Raw genomic sequence first — 18,128 nt, forward strand, 5'->3', positions numbered from 1 at the left:
GGCCTACGGTACGCCGCCGGGCGCGGCGCCGGGCCGCGCCTGGCGGAAGCGGCCGAGGGCGTCGGCGAGGTCCACCACCGGCTCCGGGTAGTCGTACGCGGCCCGCTCGTCCTCGGGCAGCCGCCAGGGTTCGTGGACGCGGGGCGCGGGCAGGCCCGCCAGCTCGGGGACCCAGCGGTGGACGTAGCGGCCCTCGGGGTCGTACTTGAGGCCCTGGCGGACGGGGTTGAGGACCCGGTTGGGGCGGGTGTCGGTGCCGGTGCCGGCCACCCACTGCCAGTTGAGCTGGTTGTTGGCGAGGTCGCCGTCCACGAGGAGGGCGAGGAAGTGGCGGGCGCCGGCGCGCCAGTCCACGTAGAGGGTCTTGGCGAGGAAGCTCGCGGCCAGCAGACGGCCCCGGTTGTGGATCCAGCCCTCGTGGCGCAGCTGGCGCATGGCCGCGTCGACGACCGGGTAGCCGGTGCGGCCGTCCTTCCAGGCCTGGAGCTCCTCCTCGGCCGCGGGGCCGGTGCGCCAGTGGTCGTGGCGGTCGCGGTAGTCCTCGGCGGCGGCCGCGGGACGGGCGGCGAGGACCTGGTGGTGGAAGTCGCGCCAGCACAGCTGCCGGACGAAGGCCTCGGCGCCGGGGCCGCCGGCCGTGCGGGAGCGCTGGACGGCCTCGGCGGGCGAGAGGGTGCCGAAGTGGAGGTGCGGTGAGAGCCGGGAGGTGGCGTCGGCGGCGAGGTCGTCGTGGGTGTCCTCGTAGCGGGTGATGCCGGAGCGCAGCCAGTTGGTGAGAAGCCGGCGCGCCTCGTGCTCCCCGCCGCGCGCGAGGCCGGGGGAGGTTCCGGTGACGGCCGCGCGGCGGGGCGGATCCTCGGAGCCGATGTCCTCCGGGACGCGTACGCGGCGCGGGGCGGCGGCCAGGGCTCGCTGGGGCAGTTCCGTCCAGCGGCGCAGGTACGGGGTGAAGACGGAGAAGTGGTCGGCGCCCGAGCCGGCGGGGACGACGGCACCGGGGGCGACCGCCGTGACGACCGTGTCGTGGGTGTAAAGCCGCCGCCCCTGGGCTTCCAGCGCCTCGCGCAGCGCTTCCTCGCGGGCCTGGGCGTAGCCGCTGACGCCGGCGGCCATGTGCACCTCGTCGGCGTCGGCCTCCTGGACGAGGGCGCAGACTTCGGCGACGGCGTCCCCGGATCGCAGCACGAGGCGGCCGCCGCGTTCGCGCAGGCCCGCGTCGAGGTCGGCGAGGCAGTCGGCGAGGAAGGCCAGCCGGTTGGGCGCGGCGAAGCCGGACTCCTCGATCGCCCGGTCGCGGACGAAGAGCGGGACGATCCGGTCGCAGGAGGACAGGGCGGCGCGCAGCGGCGGGTGGTCGTGCAGGCGCAGGTCGGAGGTGTACAGCACCACGGCGGTGTTCATGCGCTCGGCTCCGTGTCGGGACTGGGGGCGGCGGCTGACTCCCTGTTCTTCGGCGCCGGGTGCGTGATCGGATGCGGTCGCTTCCGGCCGGGCGTTCCGGGCCATTGGTACAGTCCTGACATGGCGGTGGACGAGCTCGACACCCGGATCCTGCGCCTGCTGATCGAGCAGCCGCGCACCAGTGTCCGTGAGTACGCCCGGATCCTCGGAGTGGCGCGCGGGACCCTCCAGGCCCGGCTGGACCGGCTGGAGCGCACGGGGGTGATCACCGGCACCGGTCCCGTGCTCTCGCCCGCCGCGCTGGGGCATCCGGTGCTCGCCTTCGTGCACATCGAGGTCACCCAGGGGCATCTGGACGAGGTCGGGGACGCGCTGGCGGCGGTGCCGGAGATCGTCGAGGCCTTCTCGATCACCGGCGGCGGGGACCTCCTGACGCGGGTGGTGGCCCGGGACGCCGGCCATCTGGAGGACGTGATCCAGCGGCTGATCCGGCTTCCGGGAGTGGTGCGCACGCGGACGGAGGTGGCTCTGCGCGAGCGGGTCGCACACCGGCTGCTGCCGCTGGTGGAGTCCGTGGGACGGGCGGCGCACAAATCCTGACAGGATGGCCGGGACAGGTACACGACCGGCAGGACGGGCACAGCGGATGATCTCCGTCATATTCGATCTCGACGGCACCCTCGTGGACAGCGAGCCGAACTACTACGAGTCCGGGCGCCTCACCCTGGAGCGCCACGGCGTTCCCGATTTCACGTGGGAGCAGCACTCCCGGTTCATCGGCATCGGCACCCTGGAGACCCTGGAGGTCCTCAAGGACCGCTACGGGCTGCGGGCGCCGGTCGAGCAGCTGCTGGCGGAACAGAACGCCGCCTACCTGGAGCTGGCCCGCACCCGCACCGAGGCCTTCCCCGGAATGCGGACCTTCGTGGAGCGGCTGCACGCGCGCGGGGTTCCGATGGCGGTGGCCTCGGGTTCCTCGCGGGAGGCGATCGACGCCGTGCTGGAGGGCACCGGGCTGGCCCCGCTGCTGACCACGGTGGTCTCCGCCGAGGAGGTGGAGCGCGGCAAGCCCGCCCCGGACGTGTTCCTGGAGGCGGCCCGCCGGCTCGGCGCGCGGCCCGCCGACTGCGTGGTGGTCGAGGACGCGGTGCCGGGCGCGCTGGCCGCGCACGCCGCCGGAATGGGCTGCGTGGCGGTGCCGTACGCGGCGGACGCCGCCGGCGATCCGGCCTTCGCGGCGGCGGGACTGCTCTTCGCGGGCGGCCAGCGGGAGTTCGACGCGGACGCCGCCGAGGAGTGGCTGTTCTCGCACGGAACCGCCGGCGCCTGAGGGGCGGCGGGGGGCGGGAACGGCAGCCCGGGCGGCGCCTCGCGGGGCGGGGCCGCCCGGGCCTGACGGCGGCCCCTGCCGCCGGGGCGGGCCGCCGGACGGGGTGCCTCGCGGCCGCCCTCGCGGGACGGCGGCCGGGGTGCCGGGGGCCTGACGCCCGCGGGGCCGTCGCCCCGCCGGGCCCGGCCGCCCCCCCGCCGGGCCCGGGCCGCCCTCGCGGGGCCGGGCCTCCGGGCCGGAGCAGGGCCTCCGGGGAGCGTTCAGCGGACCTCGCGCGGCAGGCGCAGGCTGAGGGCGGTCGTCAGGGCGATCAGGCCCAGCTGGACCAGCAGGGTGACCGCGAGGGCGTCGCGCATCCCCTGCGAGCCGGCCAGCGCGAGGAAGAGGCTGCCGACGGTCGCCACGCCCAGCGCCAGCGAGGACTGCTGCGTGGTGATCATGACCCCGCTGCCCACGCCGGCCCGGTCCGCCGGGACGTCCGAGAGCATCAGCCGCATCAGCACCGGCTGCTGGAGCCCCTGCCCGAGGCCGGCGACGGCGACGCCCGGAGCCAGCCCGGCGATCCCGAGGTCCGGCCAGCCGTACCCGACGGCCGCCAGGACGAGGGCGATGCCGAGTGCCTGCACCAGCCCGCCGGCGGTGACGACCCGGCTGCCGAACCTGCCGACCAGCCGGGGGCCGGCGAGGGAGGCACCGAAGTAGCCCAGGGCCATCGGCACCAGCGCGAGCCCCGCCTCCACCGGGCCCATGCGCAGGCCCTGCTGGAGGGCGACGGCGACCACGAACATGAAGCCGCTGAAGCCGATCGAGAACGGCGCCAGCATCACGAGTCCGCGCCGCAGCGACTCCAGCCGCAGCAGGCTCGGCGGCACCAGCGGGCTGCGCCCGAGCCGGTCGGCGCGGCGCTCCGTCAGGTAGAAGGCCAGGGCCGCGAAGGGGGACACGGCCAGCAGCACCCAGGTCCACAGCGGCCGGCCGGCCGCCCGGCCCTCGGTCAGCGGCAGCAGCAGGGACACCAGGGTCAGGCCCAGCAGCAGCGTGCCGGGGACGTCCACGGACGCCGGACGGTCCGAGCGGGTCTCGGGGACGGCCTTGACGGCGAGCACCAGCCCCGCCAGTACGACGGGCACGTTGACGAGGAACACCGACCGCCAGCCGGAGCCGGCCACGTCGGCGGCGACCAGCACCCCGCCGAGGATCTGCCCGGCGACCATGGACAGGCCGCCGGTGGCCCCGTACAGGCTCATCGCCCGGGCCCGCCGGGGGCCTCGGGTGGTGGCCTGGATGGTGGCGAGCACCTGCGGCAGCATCAGCGCCGCCGCGGCGCCCTGCGCCACCCGCGCGGCGACCAGGGTCCAGGCGGTGGGCGCCAGACCGCAGGCCAGCGAGGTCAGCCCGAAGGCGGCCATGCCGATGACGAAGAGCCGCCGCCGGCCGACCGTGTCGCCGATCCGGCCGCCCAGCACCAGCAGCACCGCGTACGCGACCCCGTAGCCGCCGACGACCAGTTCCAGCATGGCCGGTCCGGCGTGGAGGTCGGCCTCGATGGCGGGCAGCGCCACGTTGACGATGAAGAAGTCGACCAGGGGGAGGGCCGCGCCCAGCAGGACGGTGAACAGCCCGAGCGGGGTGAGGGCGGCGGGCTCCTCCGCCGCCGGCCCGGCGGTGGCCGGGCCGGCCGGGGCCGCGGGAGCGGACGGGGACGGGGACGGGGACGGGTGGGTCGTGCGTACGGTTGTTTCGCTCACGGAAGGAACGATCCACCGCCACTCAGCCTGGTACCAGAGTCTCCTGATCCTGGTACCGGGAGTACCTGGCAACGGGATGGGCGGTGCGGCACCCTGGTGCCATGACCACCGTTACCCCCGAGCGCGACCTGCGCCGCCACGAGCTCGCCGAATTCCTGCGCAGCCGCCGCGAGCGGATCACGCCCGAGCAGGTCGGACTGGTCCGGGGGCCCCGCCGGCGCACCCCCGGGCTGCGGCGCGAGGAGGTCGCGCAGCTCTCCGCCGTGGGCGTCACCTGGTACACCTGGCTGGAGCAGGCCCGCGAGATCCAGGTGTCCCCCCAGGTACTGGACGCGCTGGCGCGGGCCCTGCTGCTGGACTCCAGCGAGCGAGCGCACCTGTTCGCGCTGGCGGGCAGCACCGACCCGGCTCCGAACACCCGCTGCCCGAGCGTGACCCCGGCGCTGCGGGCCGTGCTCGACCAGCTGGACCCGATCCCGGCGTGCGTGCAGAACAGCCGCTACGACATCCTGGCCCACAACAGCACCTACGGACGGCTGCTGTGCGATCTGGACGCGCTGCCGCCCGAGGAGCGCAACTGCGTGTGGCTGTCCTTCACCAACCCGGACTGGCGGGCCTCCCTGGTCGACATGCCGGGGATGAACCGGCTGCTCGTCGCCAAGTTCCGGGCCTCCATGGGCGGGCACCTCGCGGAACCGGCCTGGAAGGCGCTGCTGGCCCGGCTGGAGGCGGCCTCGCCCGAGTTCCGGGAGATCTGGGCGCGGCACGAGGTGGTGGCGTCGGGCGGCAACACCAAGTACATCCGCAACGCCCACGTGGGGCTGCTGCGCCTGGAACACACCAGCCTGTGGCTGGGCCCTGCGTCGGGCGCGCGGCTGACGACGTTCGTCCCGCTGGACGAGGAGACCCGCCGGGGCCTGGAGCGGCTCCGGGCCCTGGCAGCGGCGGAGTCCTGAGCCAACCCCCTTCCCCGGCCGGCTCAGGAACGCGGTCCGGCCGGCGCCACCGCCGGGAAGATCCCGCCGCCGGTCCGAGTTGGTAGAACCGTGAACGAAATGCTGAGGGGTGCGGCGGACGTGGACGTGGTGGTCGTCGGGGCCGGACAGGCGGGGTTGTCCAGCGCCTACCACCTGGCCCGGGCCGGCATCGGGCACGTGGTGCTGGACCACGCTCCCCGCCCCGGCGGGGCCTGGCAGTTCCGCTGGCCCTCGCTCACCTACGGCAAGGTGCACGGCATGCACGCGCTGCCCGGAATGGAGCTGTCCGGTGCCGATCCGCTGCGGCCGTCGTCCGAGGTGATCGGCGAGTACTTCGCGGCGTACGAGGAGCGCTTCGGCCTGCGCGTACGCCGCCCCGTGGACGTATCGGCGGTGCGCGAGGGGTCGGGCGGCCGGCTCCTCGTCGAGTCCGCGTCCGGCAGCTGGTCGGCGCGGGCGCTGGTCAACGCCACCGGGACCTGGGACCGGCCGTTCTGGCCGCGCTACCCGGGCCAGGAGCTGTTCCGGGGGCGCCGGCTGCACACCGCGGACTACGCCGGGCCCGGGGCGTTCGCCGGGGCCCGGGTGGTCGTGGTGGGCGGCGGCACCTCGGCGGTGCAGCACCTGCTGGAGATCTCCGAGGTGGCGGCGGGGACCACGTGGGTGACCCGCCGGCCGCCCGTGTTCCGCGACGGTGCCTTCGGCGAGGCGGAGGGCCGGGCGGCGGTGGCCCTGGTGGAGGAGCGGGTCCGGCGGGGACTGCCCCCGCGGAGCGTCGTCAGCGTGACCGGGCTGGCCCTGACGGAGGCCGTGCGGGCGGGGCTGGACTCCGGGGTGCTGGAGAGGCTGCCCGTCTTCGACCGGATCACCCCGGCCGGCGTCGCGTGGGCGGACGGGCGGAGCGTGGACGCCGACGTGATCCTGTGGGCCACCGGATTCCGGGCCGCCGTCGACCACCTGGCGCCGCTGCGGCTGCGCGAGCCGGGCGGCGGGATCCGGCTGGAGGGGACCAGGGCGGTGCGCGACGAACGGGTCCACCTGGTGGGCTACGGCCCGTCGGCCTCCACCATCGGCGCCAACCGCGCGGGCGGCGCCGCCGTGCGCGAGATCCGCCGCCTGCTCGCCCGGGGTCCGGCGGTGACTCAGCCCGCGTCCGGGACGGGGGCCGCGTCCGGGGTCGGGGTCGGGGCCGGGTCCGCGTCCGGACCCGGGGCCGGGGCCGGGCCGTCCAGCGGGACCTTCCGGTCGGGGAAGCCGGTCTCGCGGGCCTCCTTGGTCCCGTAGACGAGGCCGACACCGTCGCGGACGTCCCATGCCGGGTCCGTCCACTCCTCGGCGGGCCCGGGGACGAACACGTGCTCCACGGCCCGTTCGGCGTCGTACACCAGGAGGGAAACGATCCTGTAGAGCCAGTCCCCGATGTCCCCGAGTCCCTGGAGCGGATGGTCTTCGGGGCCGCCGACGCGGATCACGTAGAACCGGTCGTCGTGCCACCACCCGCCGTCGTCCAGCCACCGGCCCTCGCCGACGGGCACTCCGTCCACCCACATGCGGGCCGCGTCCGGGCCGCCCCGGAGGAGGAGCACCGCGCTGTGCCGGTCGTCGGCGGTGAAGTCGACGCGCATCCCGTGCGGGCTGTAGCAGTCGATGAAGCCGCTGCACGCGCCCGGTACGGGTCCGGACCTGCGGGGAACCGGGCCGCGGGGCGGAGGCGGGGCGGGGTCCTGGCCGCAGACCTCCGGGGCGCGGCACCGCCGGTCGACCCGGCGGCTGCAGCCCAGGCCCAAGGCGGCGATGTCGCGCGGGGCGGCCCGGGCCAGCAGCCGGGCGAGGCCTGCGCGGTAGCGCTCCTCGCCCACGAGGGAGGTCAGCTCGCGCTGCCGGTGCCACCACAGGAGCAGGTCGACCCCTTCCGGGGAGCGGGCCAGCCACTGCTGCCAGTCCGCCACGTCGCTGCCCCAGAGCTCCTCCAGGTACCGGCGGTCGGCGGCCGCTTCCGGCTCCTCGTCCGGCTCCTCGTCCGGCTCCTCGTCCGGCTCCTCGTCCGCCTGCTGCTCCGCTGCCGCGGCCCTTTCCTCGTCAGCCCGCCCGTCCGCTCCCTCCGCCTGCGCTGCGGTGCCGTCCGCTGCGGGCGGTGCGGCCGCGCTGGTCCTCGTACGACGTGTCCGCCATGGCCGTCTCATGCTTTCGCCGCCCCCTGTCGTGCGCGTCCGTCAGGCGGCCGATCGTAGGGCGGGGCGCGGCGGCGGCGCCTGTTCATTTCACGGCGGGGGCCTTCGGGGGCGGTCCTGCCTGGGCGCGGGCGGGCGCTTTGGCGGAGGGGGTGGTGGCAGGGGAGGAAGTGGCGGCAGCGGAGGGGGTGGTGGCGGAGGAGGGCGGTGCGGCGGCCGCGTGGCCGGAGGCGGCGGACGGGGGTGAACCGGCGGCCGCGCGCAGCCGGTTGAACTCCGCGACGTTCTTCTTGTGTTCCTCGTAGGTGGCCGCGAAGCGGGTGTCCCCCGGTTTGACGGTGACGAAGAACAGCCAGTCGCCGGGCGTCGGCGCGACGGCGGCGGCCATGGCCCGCAGGCCGGGGCTGTCGATGGGGGTGGGCGGCAGGCCCTGGCGTTCGTAGGTGTTGAAGGGGTGGTCGATGCGGGTGTCGCCGAGCGTGGTGTCCACGGTCCTGCGGTTGAGGGCGTAGTTGATGGTGGAGTCCATCTGGAGCGGCATCGACTTCGCCAGCCGGTTGTGCACGACCCGGGAGACCTTGCCCATGTCGGCCGGGTTGTCGGCCTCGGCCTCGATGACGCTGGCGAGGGTCGCCGTCTGGTACGGGGTCATCCCGTGCGCCCTGCCGCCGTCGGCGACGGCCTTGGTGGCGAGCTTGTGGTTGGCCGTCCGCACCATGGAGGCGAGCAGCGCGGCCGGGGTGGACGTGGAGGTGACCGGGTACGTGGCCGGGAAGAGGTAGCCCTCCGGGTTGCCCTTCGCCTCGGCGGGCAGGTCCAGTGCGGCGGTGGCGGCGGCCGATTCGGTCGTGCCGGCGGGGAGTTTCAGTTCGCGGTCGACGGCGGCGTAGACCTGTGCGGCCCGCCAGCCTTCGGGGATGAGCAACCGGCGTGGCTGCTCGGGCTTCTCCTCCTGGGGCAGCAGCGGTCCGATCACCGTGGTGGCGAGTCCGATGCCCAGGAGCGCGCCGAGAAGGAGCACCACGCGGCCTCGACGGGTGAGCCGGGAGCGGCGCGGTGGCGGCTGGTGCGGCTGGTACTCATCAGGCATGCGGGCACGTTAACGTCCGAATCGCAGCCTTTCGGGCACCACGCCCCGGTCCGGTCGTACGATCACACGTTCACCGGAGTGGGTACGGACTCCCCCGCCGGGCCGCTGCCGACTGGGCCGCTGCCTCCCGGTCCTCTGCCCGAGTCGCCGTGCTCCGCGCCGGCGGCGGCCCGCTCCGGGTGGGGAGCCCGCGCGGCGTCCCGGTCCCGGCGGACGAGTGCGGCGTAGCGGCCGCCCGCCCCGAGCAGCTCCTCGTGCGTCCCGCGCTCGGCTATCCGGCCGCCGTCCAGGACCACGATCTGGTCGGCGTCGCGGATGGTGGAGAGGCGATGGGCGATGGTGATGGTGGTGCGGCCCCTGGAGAGGTTGTCGATGGCCCGCTGCACGGCGTGCTCGGTCCGGGTGTCGAGGGCGCTGGTGGCTTCGTCGAGGATGAGCACCGGCGGGTCGCGCAGGATGGTGCGGGCGATGGCCAGGCGCTGCTTCTCGCCGCCGGAGAAGCGGTAGCCGCGTTCGCCGACCAGGGTGTCGTAGCCGTCGGGCAGGGACTGGATGTGCTCGTGGATCTGTGCCGCGCGGGCGGCCTCGACGATCTCCTCGTCGGTGGCGTCCGGTTTGGCGAAGCGCAGGTTGTCGGCGACCGAGGCGTGGAAGAGGTAGGTCTCCTGGGAGACGACGCCTATGGAGCGGGCCAGCGAGTCGAAGTCGAGGTCGCGCACGTCGACCCCGTCGAGGGCGACCCGTCCGCCGGTCACGTCGTAGAGCCGGGGCACCAGGTAGCTGAGGGTGCTCTTGCCGGAGCCGGTCGGTCCGACCACGGCGAGGGAGCCGCCGGCCGGGACGGTGATGTCGATGCCCGTGAGGGCGGGGCCGGTCTTGGCCTCGTAGGCGAAGTGCACGTCCTCCAGGCGGATCTCGCCCCGCGCCCGGTCCAGGCGCACGGGTTCCTCCCGCTCGGTGATGTCCACCGGCAGGTCGAGGTACTCGAAGATCCTGGCGAACAGGGCGAGCGAGGTCTGGATCTGCACACCGGTCGACAGCAGGCTCACGGCGGGCCGGAACAGGCCCTGCTGGAGGGTGACGAAGGCGACGAGGGTGCCGACGGAGAGGGAGGGGGCGCCCGTCTGGAGGGCTATGCCGGCGGCCCAGTAGATCAGCGCGGGCATGGCGGCCATGACGATGCCGATGGTGGACATCCGCCAGCGTCCGGCCATGCTGGCGCGCACCTCCAGCCCGACGAGCTTCTCGGACTCCTCGGAGAAGGCGTGGGTGAGGGACTGCGAGCGGCCCATGGTGCGGCCGAGCAGGATGCCGCTGACCGAGAGGGACTCGGTGACGGTCGCGGCCATGGCGGCCATCTGCTTCTGCCGCTGCGTGGTGATCTTCTTGCGCTCGTCACCGACCCGCCGGCTGATCCACACGAAGACGGGCAGCAGCAGGAGGGAGACCACGGTCAGCCGCCAGTCGAGCGCGAGCATCGCGACGACGGTGGCGATCACGGCGGTCAGGTTCGACACGAGCGAGGTCGCGGTCGAGGTGACGGTGGCCTGCATGCCGCCGATGTCGTTGGCTATGCGGGACTGCACCTCGCCGGTGCGGGTGCGGGTGAAGAAGGCCAGCGGCATCCGCTGGAGCTGGGCGTAGACGGCGGTGCGCAGGTCGTGCATGACGCGCTGGCCGACCGTGGTGGAGATCAGTGTCTGGAGCACGCCGAAGACGCTGGTCACGACGGCCGTGAGGATCATGCCGAGCGCGAGCAGGCTGAGCAGTCCGGTCCGGCCCTCGGGGATCGCGACGTCCAGGATCTCCTTGAGCAGGAACGGCGAGGCCACGCCGACCAGCGAGGACGCGCCGACGAGGGCTCCGACCACGGCGAGCCGGCCGCGGTAGGGGCGGAACAGGCCGAGGATGCGGCGCAGCTCGCGCGGGCGGTCAGCCGGTCCGGGGCGGGTGGGGTCGAGGGCTTCGGTCGATGGGGTCCAGTTCGGTTCGTCGTGGGGCATGGGCCTCCTTCAGGCGGGACTGAGATGAGCCTAGCTCATTGTTACCTATGCTCACAATGAATCCTGTCCTGGTACTGTTCCCAGTATGAGCACCGGTTCCGAGACCGACACCCGCGATTCCACCGACGGCGTCCTGGCCGAGCAGCTGCTGCGCCTCACGCGGCGGCTCCACCGCATCCAGAAGCGCCACATGGAACCGCTCGGGATCACCCCCGCCCAGGGGCGGCTGCTGCGCCTCGTCTCGCACTACGGCGGGGACCAGCCGCCCCGGATGGCAGACCTGGCAACGCGTCTTGAGGTCGTGCCGCGTGCCGTGACCACCCTCGTGGACGGGCTGGAGGCGGCCGACTGCGTGCGCCGCGCGCCCGATCCCGCGAACCGGCGCGTGATCCGGATCGAGCTCACCGAAACCGGTCGCGCCACGCTGCGCCGTCTGCGCAACGCGCGAACGGACGCGGCAGAGGAGATCCTGGCTCCATTGACCGCCGAACAGCGCGAGGTGCTCGGCGGCCTGCTGAACGCACTGGCGGACGTTCCGGCGGAGCGCCGCTGCTGAGACGGGCGGGGCGGGCGCCGGCCCCGGCGCCCGTGCCGGACCGCGAGACACAAGGGGCTGCTGATGCCGCTGCTCGAACCGAAGCCGGGAGCCCTGCGCCCGCGCGGCCCGCACGCCCCCGCCCCCGACCGGGTCCCCGACCGGCTGGCCGGCGGCACCCCGGCGGCGCTGCGCGCCGAGCTGAGCGAGCTGCTCGGCGCCGAGAAGGTGCTGTGGAAGGTCTCCGACCTGGTCCGCTACGCCACCGACGCCTCTCCGTACCGCTTCGTCCCGCAGGTCGTGGTGGTCGCCGAGGACATCGACGACATCTCCGCGGTCCTCTCGTACGCGCACGGCCGGCAGCGCGAGGTGGTCTTCCGCGCCGCCGGGACCTCCCTGAACGGCCAGGCGCAGGGCGAGGACATCCTGGTCGACGTACGCCGCCACTGGGCCGGAGTCGAGGTCCTGGAGGAGGGCCGGCGCGCCCGGATCCAGCCGGGCACCACCGTCTTCCGGGCCAACGCCGCCCTCGCCCGGCACGGCCGGATCCTGGGGCCCGACCCGGCCAGCGCCGTCGCCTGCACCCTGGGCGGGGTGGTCGCCAACAACTCCTCCGGCATGACGGCCGGGACCACGAGGAACGCGTACCGCACCCTGTCCTCCCTCACCCTGGTGCTGCCGGCCGGCACCGTCGTGGACACCGCCGACCCGCTCGCCGACGAGGAGCTGGCCCGCGCCGAACCGGCGCTCTGCCACGGGCTGATGGAGCTCAAGCGGGAGATCGAGGCCGACCCTGCCCTGGTGGCCCGGATCCGGGCCAAGTACGAGATCAAGAACACGACCGGCTACCGCCTCGACGCCTACCTGGACGGCACCACGCCCGTGGAGATCCTGCGCGGCCTGATGGTCGGCTCCGAGGGCACGCTCGGCTTCATCGCCGAGGTCGTCTTCGACACCCTCCCCCTGGACCGCGAGCTCACCAGCGCGCTGCTCTTCTTCCCCTCCCTGCCGGCCGCGGCGGCCGCCGTGCCGCTCTTCAACGACGCCGGCGCCCTCGCCGTCGAGCTGATGGACGGCAACACCCTGCGCGCCTCCGTCAGCGTCGCGGGCGTGCCCGCCGACTGGGCGGAGCTGCCGAGGGACACCGCCGCGCTGCTGGTGGAGTTCCGGGCGCCGGACGCGGCGGGCCGCGCCGAGTACGAGCGCCGCGCGGCCGCCGTCCTGCCCGCGCTGGAGCTGGTGGCGCCGGTCGCCTCCGTGACCAACGCCTTCACCACCGACCCGGCCGCCATCGCCGGCTACTGGAAGGCCCGCAAGGCGTTCGTCACCGCCGTCGGCGGAGCCCGTCCCCCCGGCACCACGCTGATCACCGAGGACTTCGCGGTGCCGCCGTCCCGGCTGGCGGAGGCCTGCGAGGCCCTGCTCGCGCTCCAGGCGGAGCACGGGTTCGACGCGGCCGTCGCCGGCCACGCGGCCCACGGCAACCTGCACTTCCTGCTCGCCTTCGACGCGGCGGTGCCCGCCGACGTCGAGCGGTACGCGGCCTTCATGGACGCCTTCTGCCACCTCACCGTGGAGCGCTTCGACGGCTCCCTGAAGGCCGAGCACTCCACCGGCCGCAACATGGCCCCCTTCCTGGAGCTGGAGTGGGGGCCCCGGGCGGCCGACCTGATGTGGCGGACCAAGCGGCTCGTCGACCCGGACTCGGTCCTCGCCCCGCGGATCCTGCTCGACCGCGATCCGCGGGCGCACCTGCGCGGCCTGAAGACGATCCCGAGGGTGGAGGCGGTGGCCGATCCCTGCATCGAGTGCGGGTTCTGCGAACCGACCTGCCCCAGCGGGGACCTGACGACCACCCCGCGCCAGCGGATCGTGCTGCGCCGGGAGATGATGCGCCAGCAGCCGGGCTCCCCCGTGCTGGACGAGCTGCTCGACGCCTACGGCTACGACGCCGTCGACACCTGCGCGGGCGACTCCACCTGCAAGCTCGCCTGCCCGGTCGGGATCGACACCGGTGCGCTGATGAGGGACTTCCGCCACCGCAGGCACGGCCCGCGCGAGGAGCGGGCCGCCGAGCTTGCGGCGCGGCGGTTCCGCGGCGTCGAGGCGGGTGCCCGGCTGGCCGTGGCGGCCTCCGAGAGGATCGGGCACGGGCTCGGGGACCGGGTGCTCGGCGCCGTCACGGGGGCCGCGCGCAAGGCCGTACGCCCCGACCTGGTGCCGGAGTGGCTGCCGCAGGTCCCCGGCGCCGCGGCCCGCAGGCTGCCCGCGACCCGGCGGGTGGGCGCGGCGGCCGTGTACTACCCGGCGTGCGTCAACCGCATCTTCGGCGGCTCCGACGGGCACGCCGGGCCCTCCCTCCCGGAGGCGGTGGTGGCCGTTTCGGAGCGGGCCGGGAAGCCGGTGTGGATCCCGCGCGACGTGGCGGGGACCTGCTGCGCGACGATCTGGCACTCCAAGGGCTACGAGGCCGGCAACCGGCTGATGGCCAACCGGATCGTGGAGGCCGCCTGGGGCTGGACGGCCGGGGGCCGGCTCCCGCTGGTGGTGGACGCGTCCTCCTGCACCCTGGGCCTCGCGCACGAAGTGGTCCCGTACCTGACCCCGGACAACCTCGCCCTCCATGCCGAGCTGCGGATCGTCGACTCCGTCGTCTGGGCGGCCGAGGAGCTGCTGCCGCACCTGGAGATCCGGCGCACCGTCGGTTCGGCGGTCCTGCACCCGGCCTGCTCGATGCGGCACCTGGGCGACGAGGCGCAGCTGCGCGCGGTGGCCGAGGCCTGCGCCGGGGAGGTGGTGGTCCCGGACGACGCGGGCTGCTGCGCGTTCGCGGGCGACCGGGGGATGCTGCACCCCGAGCTGACTGACTCGGCGACCGCTCGGGAGGCAGCGGAGGTGAGGGCACGGGAGTTCGACGCGCACCTGTCGGCGAACCGGATGTGCGAGGTGGGCATGGACCGGGCCACCGGACGGAACTACCACTCGGCGCTGATCGAGCTGGAGCGCGCGACGCGCCCCTGAGCGCACCGGCGCACGCTGGTCTGCTCAGGGAGCACACGGGGGCGCGTGCGCCGGAACGCGCGCGCTGCGTGCGCCCCCGGGCCGGAAAATCGATTGCCGGAGTCCGGTCCGGCAGACGAACCTTGCGCGGGTCGCAGTCATCCGAGCAGTCGTGGGGCGTCATGCAGATCAGCGATCTTCCCTATCCGGATCCCGGCGTACCCGACGCCCGCTCAGGCCCCCGCTTCCTCTGGTGGCTGGGCCGCATGCAACTCGGCGGCCAGGCCCGGAGCCTGGCCTGGGGGCTCCTGCACTTCTGCGGGATCGCCGGACTTCCGTACGCGGTCGGTCTGGGCGTCGAGGCGGCCGTGGACCGCGACGGCTCCGGGCTGCTGCTGGCCGGCGGGCTGCTCCTGCTCGTCGGCGCCGCCATCGCGGCAGGTGACGCCATGCTGCACCGCACCGCCGTCACCAACTGGATCACCGCCGCCGCGCGGGTGCAGCAACTGCTCGCCCGCAAGACCGCCGAACTGGGCTCCGCCCTGACCCGCCGGGTCGCGGCGGGAGAAGTCACGGCCGTTTCCACGGGCGACGTCGAGAAGATCGGATGGTTCGTGGAGGCGGTCTCCCGTTTCCTCGCCGCCGCCTTCGCGGTCGTCGCCCTCTGCGTCGGCCTGCTCTTCTACGCCCCGGCCATCGGTGTGGTCGTCGCCCTGGGCGTGCCCGTGCTCGCCCTGTCGGTGCTGCCGCTGCTGCCGCGCGCCACGCGGCGCGCGGACCTCCAGCGGGAGAAGGCGGGCCGGGCCACCGAGCTGGCCTCCGACACCGTGGCGGGGCTGCGGGTGCTGCGCGGGATCGGTGGTGAGGAGCTGTTCCTGAGCCGCTACCGGGAGGCCTCCCAGGAGGTCCGCGAGGCCGCCGTGCGCAGCGCCCGGATGTGGGCGCTGATCTCCGCCATCCAGGTGCTGCTGCCGGGCGCGCTGCTGATCACCGTGGTCTGGTACGGGGCGCTGCTGGTGCTGGACGGGCGGCTGTCGGTCGGCGAGCTCGTCGCGGCGTTCAGCGCGGTGGCCACGATGCTCTACCCGCTGCGGCACTTCGAGGAGATCGCGATGGCGTACTCCTTCTCGCGCCCCTCCGCCGCGCGGGCGGCGCGGGTGCTGTCGCTGACCCGTACGGAGGACGGTGCGGTGGCCCCCGTCGCCTCGGCGGCCGAGGCTCCGGCCCCGGGCGGGGACCTGTACGACCCGGCGACGGGGGTACTGGCCCCGGCCGGGCGGTTCACGGCGGTGGTGTGCGGGGACCCGGACCTGGCGGGGCGGCTCGCGGAGCGCCTGGGAGGGCACCCCGTGGACGGCGGCGGCGGGTCGCCGTCGGTGCTGCTCGGCGGGGTCGCGCTGGACGAACTCGCGCTGGACACGGCGCGCGGGCTGGTCCTCGTACAGGACAAGGATCCGGTGCTGCTGTCCGGGACGCTGCGCGAGCTGCTGGACGTACCGGCCTCGGGGGCGGTCACGGCGGGGGCCGCGCTGGCGGCGGGCCAGTGCGGTGACGTGCTGGACGCGCTGCTGCAGTCGGCTCCCGACGGGGTGGACGACCCGATGGAGGCGCGGATCACCGAGCGCGGCCGGTCCCTGTCGGGCGGGCAGCGCCAGCGGCTCGCGCTGGCCAGGTCGCTGGTCACGGATCCGGAGGTGCTGGTGCTGGACGAGCCGACCTCGGCGGTGGACTCGCACACCGAGGCGCGGATCGCCGACGGGGTCGCCGCGCTGCGCGACGGACGCACCACGGTGGTGCTGGCCTCCTCGCCGCTGCTGCTGGACCGCGCGGACCGGGTCGTCCTGGTCCACGAGGGCCGGGCGCTGGCGGCGGGCACCCACCGGGAGCTGCTGCGCGGCGAACCGCGCTACCGGGCGGTCGTCACCCGGGAGACGGAAGAGGAACAGCGGTCGGCCGGGACGGGCACGGCCGGGACGGGCACGGCCGGACCGGCAGAGGAACTCACAGGGATCGAGGAATCCGCATGATCGGCGTGGCTCCGCCGCAATACGATCCGGCCGCCCCGGAGACGGCCGCGACGCTTCCCGTGGGGACGGCCGCGACCGTACGGGGCTACGTGCGCGGGCTGCTGCGGCGGCACCGGCGGGCATTCACGGTGCTGGTGGCGGTCAACGCGGTCGCGGTCGTGGCGTCCATGGCCGGCCCGTACCTGCTGGGCCGGGTCGTGGACGACCTGTCGGCGGGGGCCCGCGAGCTGCACCTGGAGCGGGTGGCGCTGCTGTTCGCACTGGCGCTGGCCGTGCAGACCTGCTTCGTGCGGCTGGTGCGGCTGCGCGGGGCGATGCTCGGCGAGGAGATGCTGGCGGACCTGCGCGAGGACTTCCTGGTGCGCTCGGTCGGCCTGCCGCCGGGCGTCCTGGAGCGGGCCGGCACGGGCGACCTGCTGTCGCGGATCACCACCGACATCGACCGGCTGGCCAACGCCATGCGCGAGGCCGTGCCGCAGCTGGCTATCGGCGTGGTGTGGGCCGGGCTGCTCTACGGCGCTCTCGCGGTGACCGCGCCGCCACTGGCGCTGGCCGCCCTGGTGGCGCTGCCGGTGCTGGTCGCCGGCTGCCGCTGGTACTTCCGGCGGGCCCCCGCGGCCTACCGGTCGGAGGCGGCCGGGTACGCGGCGGTGGCGGCGGCGCTGACCGAGACGGTGGACGCGGGGCGCACGGTCGAGGCGCACCGGCTGGGCGGGCGCCGGACCGAGCTGTCGGAGCGGCGGATCAAGGAGTGGACGGCGTGGGAAAGGTACACGCTGTGGCTGCGCACGGTCCTGTTCCCCGTCGTGAACGTCACCTACGTGACCATCCTCGGCGCCGTGCTGATGATCGGCGGCTACTGCGTGCTGCGGGGCTGGATGTCGGTGGGGCAGCTGACCACGGGGGCGCTGCTGGCACAGATGATGGTCGACCCGATCGGGCTGATCCTGCGCTGGTACGACGAGCTCCAGATCGCGCAGGTGTCGCTGGCGCGGCTGGTGGGCGTGCGGGAGATCGAGCCGGACGCCGGTGACCGGGCGGTGGTCCCGGAGGGGCGGGACGTCCGGGCCGAGGAGGTGCGGTTCGGGTACCGGGAGGGCGTGGACGTCCTGCACCGGGTGTCGATGTCCGTGCCGCCGGGCACCCGGATGGCGCTGGTGGGCCCGTCGGGGGCGGGCAAGTCCACCCTGGGCCGGCTGCTGGCGGGCATCTACGCGCCCCGGACCGGTGAGGTCACGCTCGGCGGGGCCCGGCTGTCGCGGATGCCGGCGGAGCGTGTCCGCGAGCACGTGGCGCTGGTCAACCAGGAGCACCACGTGTTCGTGGGCACCCTGCGGGACAACCTGCGCCTGGCCAGGACGGGCGCGGAGGACGCCGAGCTGTGGGCGGCGCTGGGCGCGGTGGACGCGGACGGCTGGGCGCGGGCCCTGGAGTCGGGGCTGGACACGGAGGTCGGGTCCGGCGGGAGCGCGCTGACCCCGGCGCAGGCGCAGCAGGTCGCGCTGGCCCGGCTGGTGCTGGCGGATCCGCACACCCTGGTGCTGGACGAGGCGACCTCGCTGCTGGACCCGCGCGCGGCCCGGCACCTGGAGCGTTCGCTGGCACGGGTGCTGGACGGGCGTACGGTCATCGCGATCGCGCACCGGCTGCACACCGCGCACGACGCGGACGTGATCGCGGTGGTCGAGGGGGGCCGGATCAGCGAACTCGGCTCGCACGACGAGCTGGTGGCGGCCGGCGGGGCGTACGCGGCCCTGTGGCGCTCCTGGCACGGCTGACGCGCCCGCGCCCGGGCGGAGGCCGCCGCCGGGCCGGCCCCCGCGCCGGGCGGCCTCGGCCCGGCGCG

The 18,128-nt window shown here is 74.9% G+C and carries 11 protein-coding genes and 1 pseudogene; 8 read left to right on the top strand and 4 right to left on the bottom strand.

Annotated features, from left to right (window positions below; translation table 11 throughout):
* Positions 1-3 precede the first annotated feature (3 nt).
* A complete protein-coding gene (locus tag AC069X_RS16600) occupies positions 4-1,401 on the bottom strand; it encodes a cryptochrome/photolyase family protein (protein ID WP_478729291.1) in 1,398 nt (465 codons plus the stop codon).
* Positions 1,402-1,521: 120 nt separating this feature from the next.
* On the opposite strand from AC069X_RS16600, the gene AC069X_RS16605 reads away from it, so the two are divergent.
* Entirely contained in the window at positions 1,522-2,001 is a 480-nt protein-coding gene (locus tag AC069X_RS16605) for an Lrp/AsnC family transcriptional regulator (RefSeq protein ID WP_478729292.1), read from the top strand.
* Positions 2,002-2,047: 46 nt separating this feature from the next.
* Positions 2,048-2,731 carry an HAD family hydrolase gene (locus AC069X_RS16610; protein ID WP_478729293.1) on the top strand — a complete coding sequence of 228 codons (684 nt, stop codon included), beginning with the start codon at positions 2,048-2,050 and terminating at the stop codon, positions 2,729-2,731.
* A gap of 260 nt (positions 2,732-2,991) precedes the next feature.
* Here the strand turns inward: AC069X_RS16610 and AC069X_RS16615 are convergent, their stop codons facing one another.
* Positions 2,992-4,479: an MFS transporter gene (locus AC069X_RS16615; RefSeq protein ID WP_478729294.1), complete on the bottom strand. Its 1,488-nt coding sequence runs from the start codon at positions 4,477-4,479 to the stop codon at positions 2,992-2,994.
* A gap of 101 nt (positions 4,480-4,580) precedes the next feature.
* On the opposite strand from AC069X_RS16615, the gene AC069X_RS16620 reads away from it, so the two are divergent.
* Together AC069X_RS16620 and AC069X_RS16625 are read left to right on the top strand one after the other, a co-directional pair.
* Positions 4,581-5,435 (top strand): helix-turn-helix transcriptional regulator, encoded by an 855-nt coding sequence (locus AC069X_RS16620; protein WP_478729295.1) that lies wholly within the window; start codon positions 4,581-4,583, stop codon positions 5,433-5,435.
* Positions 5,436-5,534: 99 nt separating this feature from the next.
* Positions 5,535-6,740 carry an FAD-dependent oxidoreductase gene (locus tag AC069X_RS16625; RefSeq protein ID WP_478729488.1) on the top strand — a complete coding sequence of 402 codons (1,206 nt, stop codon included), beginning with the start codon at positions 5,535-5,537 and terminating at the stop codon, positions 6,738-6,740.
* A 1,134-nt stretch (positions 6,741-7,874) separates the two neighbouring features.
* Here AC069X_RS16625 and mltG read toward each other — a convergent pair.
* Both mltG and AC069X_RS16635 read right to left on the bottom strand, forming a co-directional pair.
* Positions 7,875-8,717 (bottom strand): annotated as a pseudogene (mltG, locus tag AC069X_RS16630) (endolytic transglycosylase MltG); the annotation flags it as partial.
* 62 nt (positions 8,718-8,779) lie between these two features.
* Positions 8,780-10,720, bottom strand: coding sequence for an ABC transporter ATP-binding protein (locus AC069X_RS16635; RefSeq protein ID WP_478729296.1), 1,941 nt, complete (start codon positions 10,718-10,720; stop codon positions 8,780-8,782).
* Between the two features lie 85 nt (positions 10,721-10,805).
* On the opposite strand from AC069X_RS16635, the gene AC069X_RS16640 reads away from it, so the two are divergent.
* The 4 genes from AC069X_RS16640 (at position 10,806) to AC069X_RS16655 (ending at position 18,060) form a co-directional block, all read left to right on the top strand.
* Complete coding sequence (locus AC069X_RS16640; protein WP_478729297.1) at positions 10,806-11,276, top strand: MarR family winged helix-turn-helix transcriptional regulator; 471 nt, start codon at positions 10,806-10,808, stop codon at positions 11,274-11,276.
* Positions 11,277-11,339: 63 nt separating this feature from the next.
* Positions 11,340-14,276 (top strand): FAD-binding and (Fe-S)-binding domain-containing protein, encoded by a 2,937-nt coding sequence (locus tag AC069X_RS16645; RefSeq protein WP_478729298.1) that lies wholly within the window; start codon positions 11,340-11,342, stop codon positions 14,274-14,276.
* A gap of 161 nt (positions 14,277-14,437) precedes the next feature.
* Positions 14,438-16,282, top strand: coding sequence for an ABC transporter transmembrane domain-containing protein (locus AC069X_RS16650; protein WP_478729299.1), 1,845 nt, complete (start codon positions 14,438-14,440; stop codon positions 16,280-16,282).
* Complete coding sequence (locus tag AC069X_RS16655; RefSeq protein ID WP_478729300.1) at positions 16,279-18,060, top strand: ABC transporter ATP-binding protein; 1,782 nt, start codon at positions 16,279-16,281, stop codon at positions 18,058-18,060. Before AC069X_RS16650 ends, AC069X_RS16655 begins: the two co-directional genes overlap by 4 nt.
* Positions 18,061-18,128 lie beyond the last annotated feature (68 nt).

It is taken from the genome of Streptomyces sp. NPDC043896, assembly GCF_056435605.1.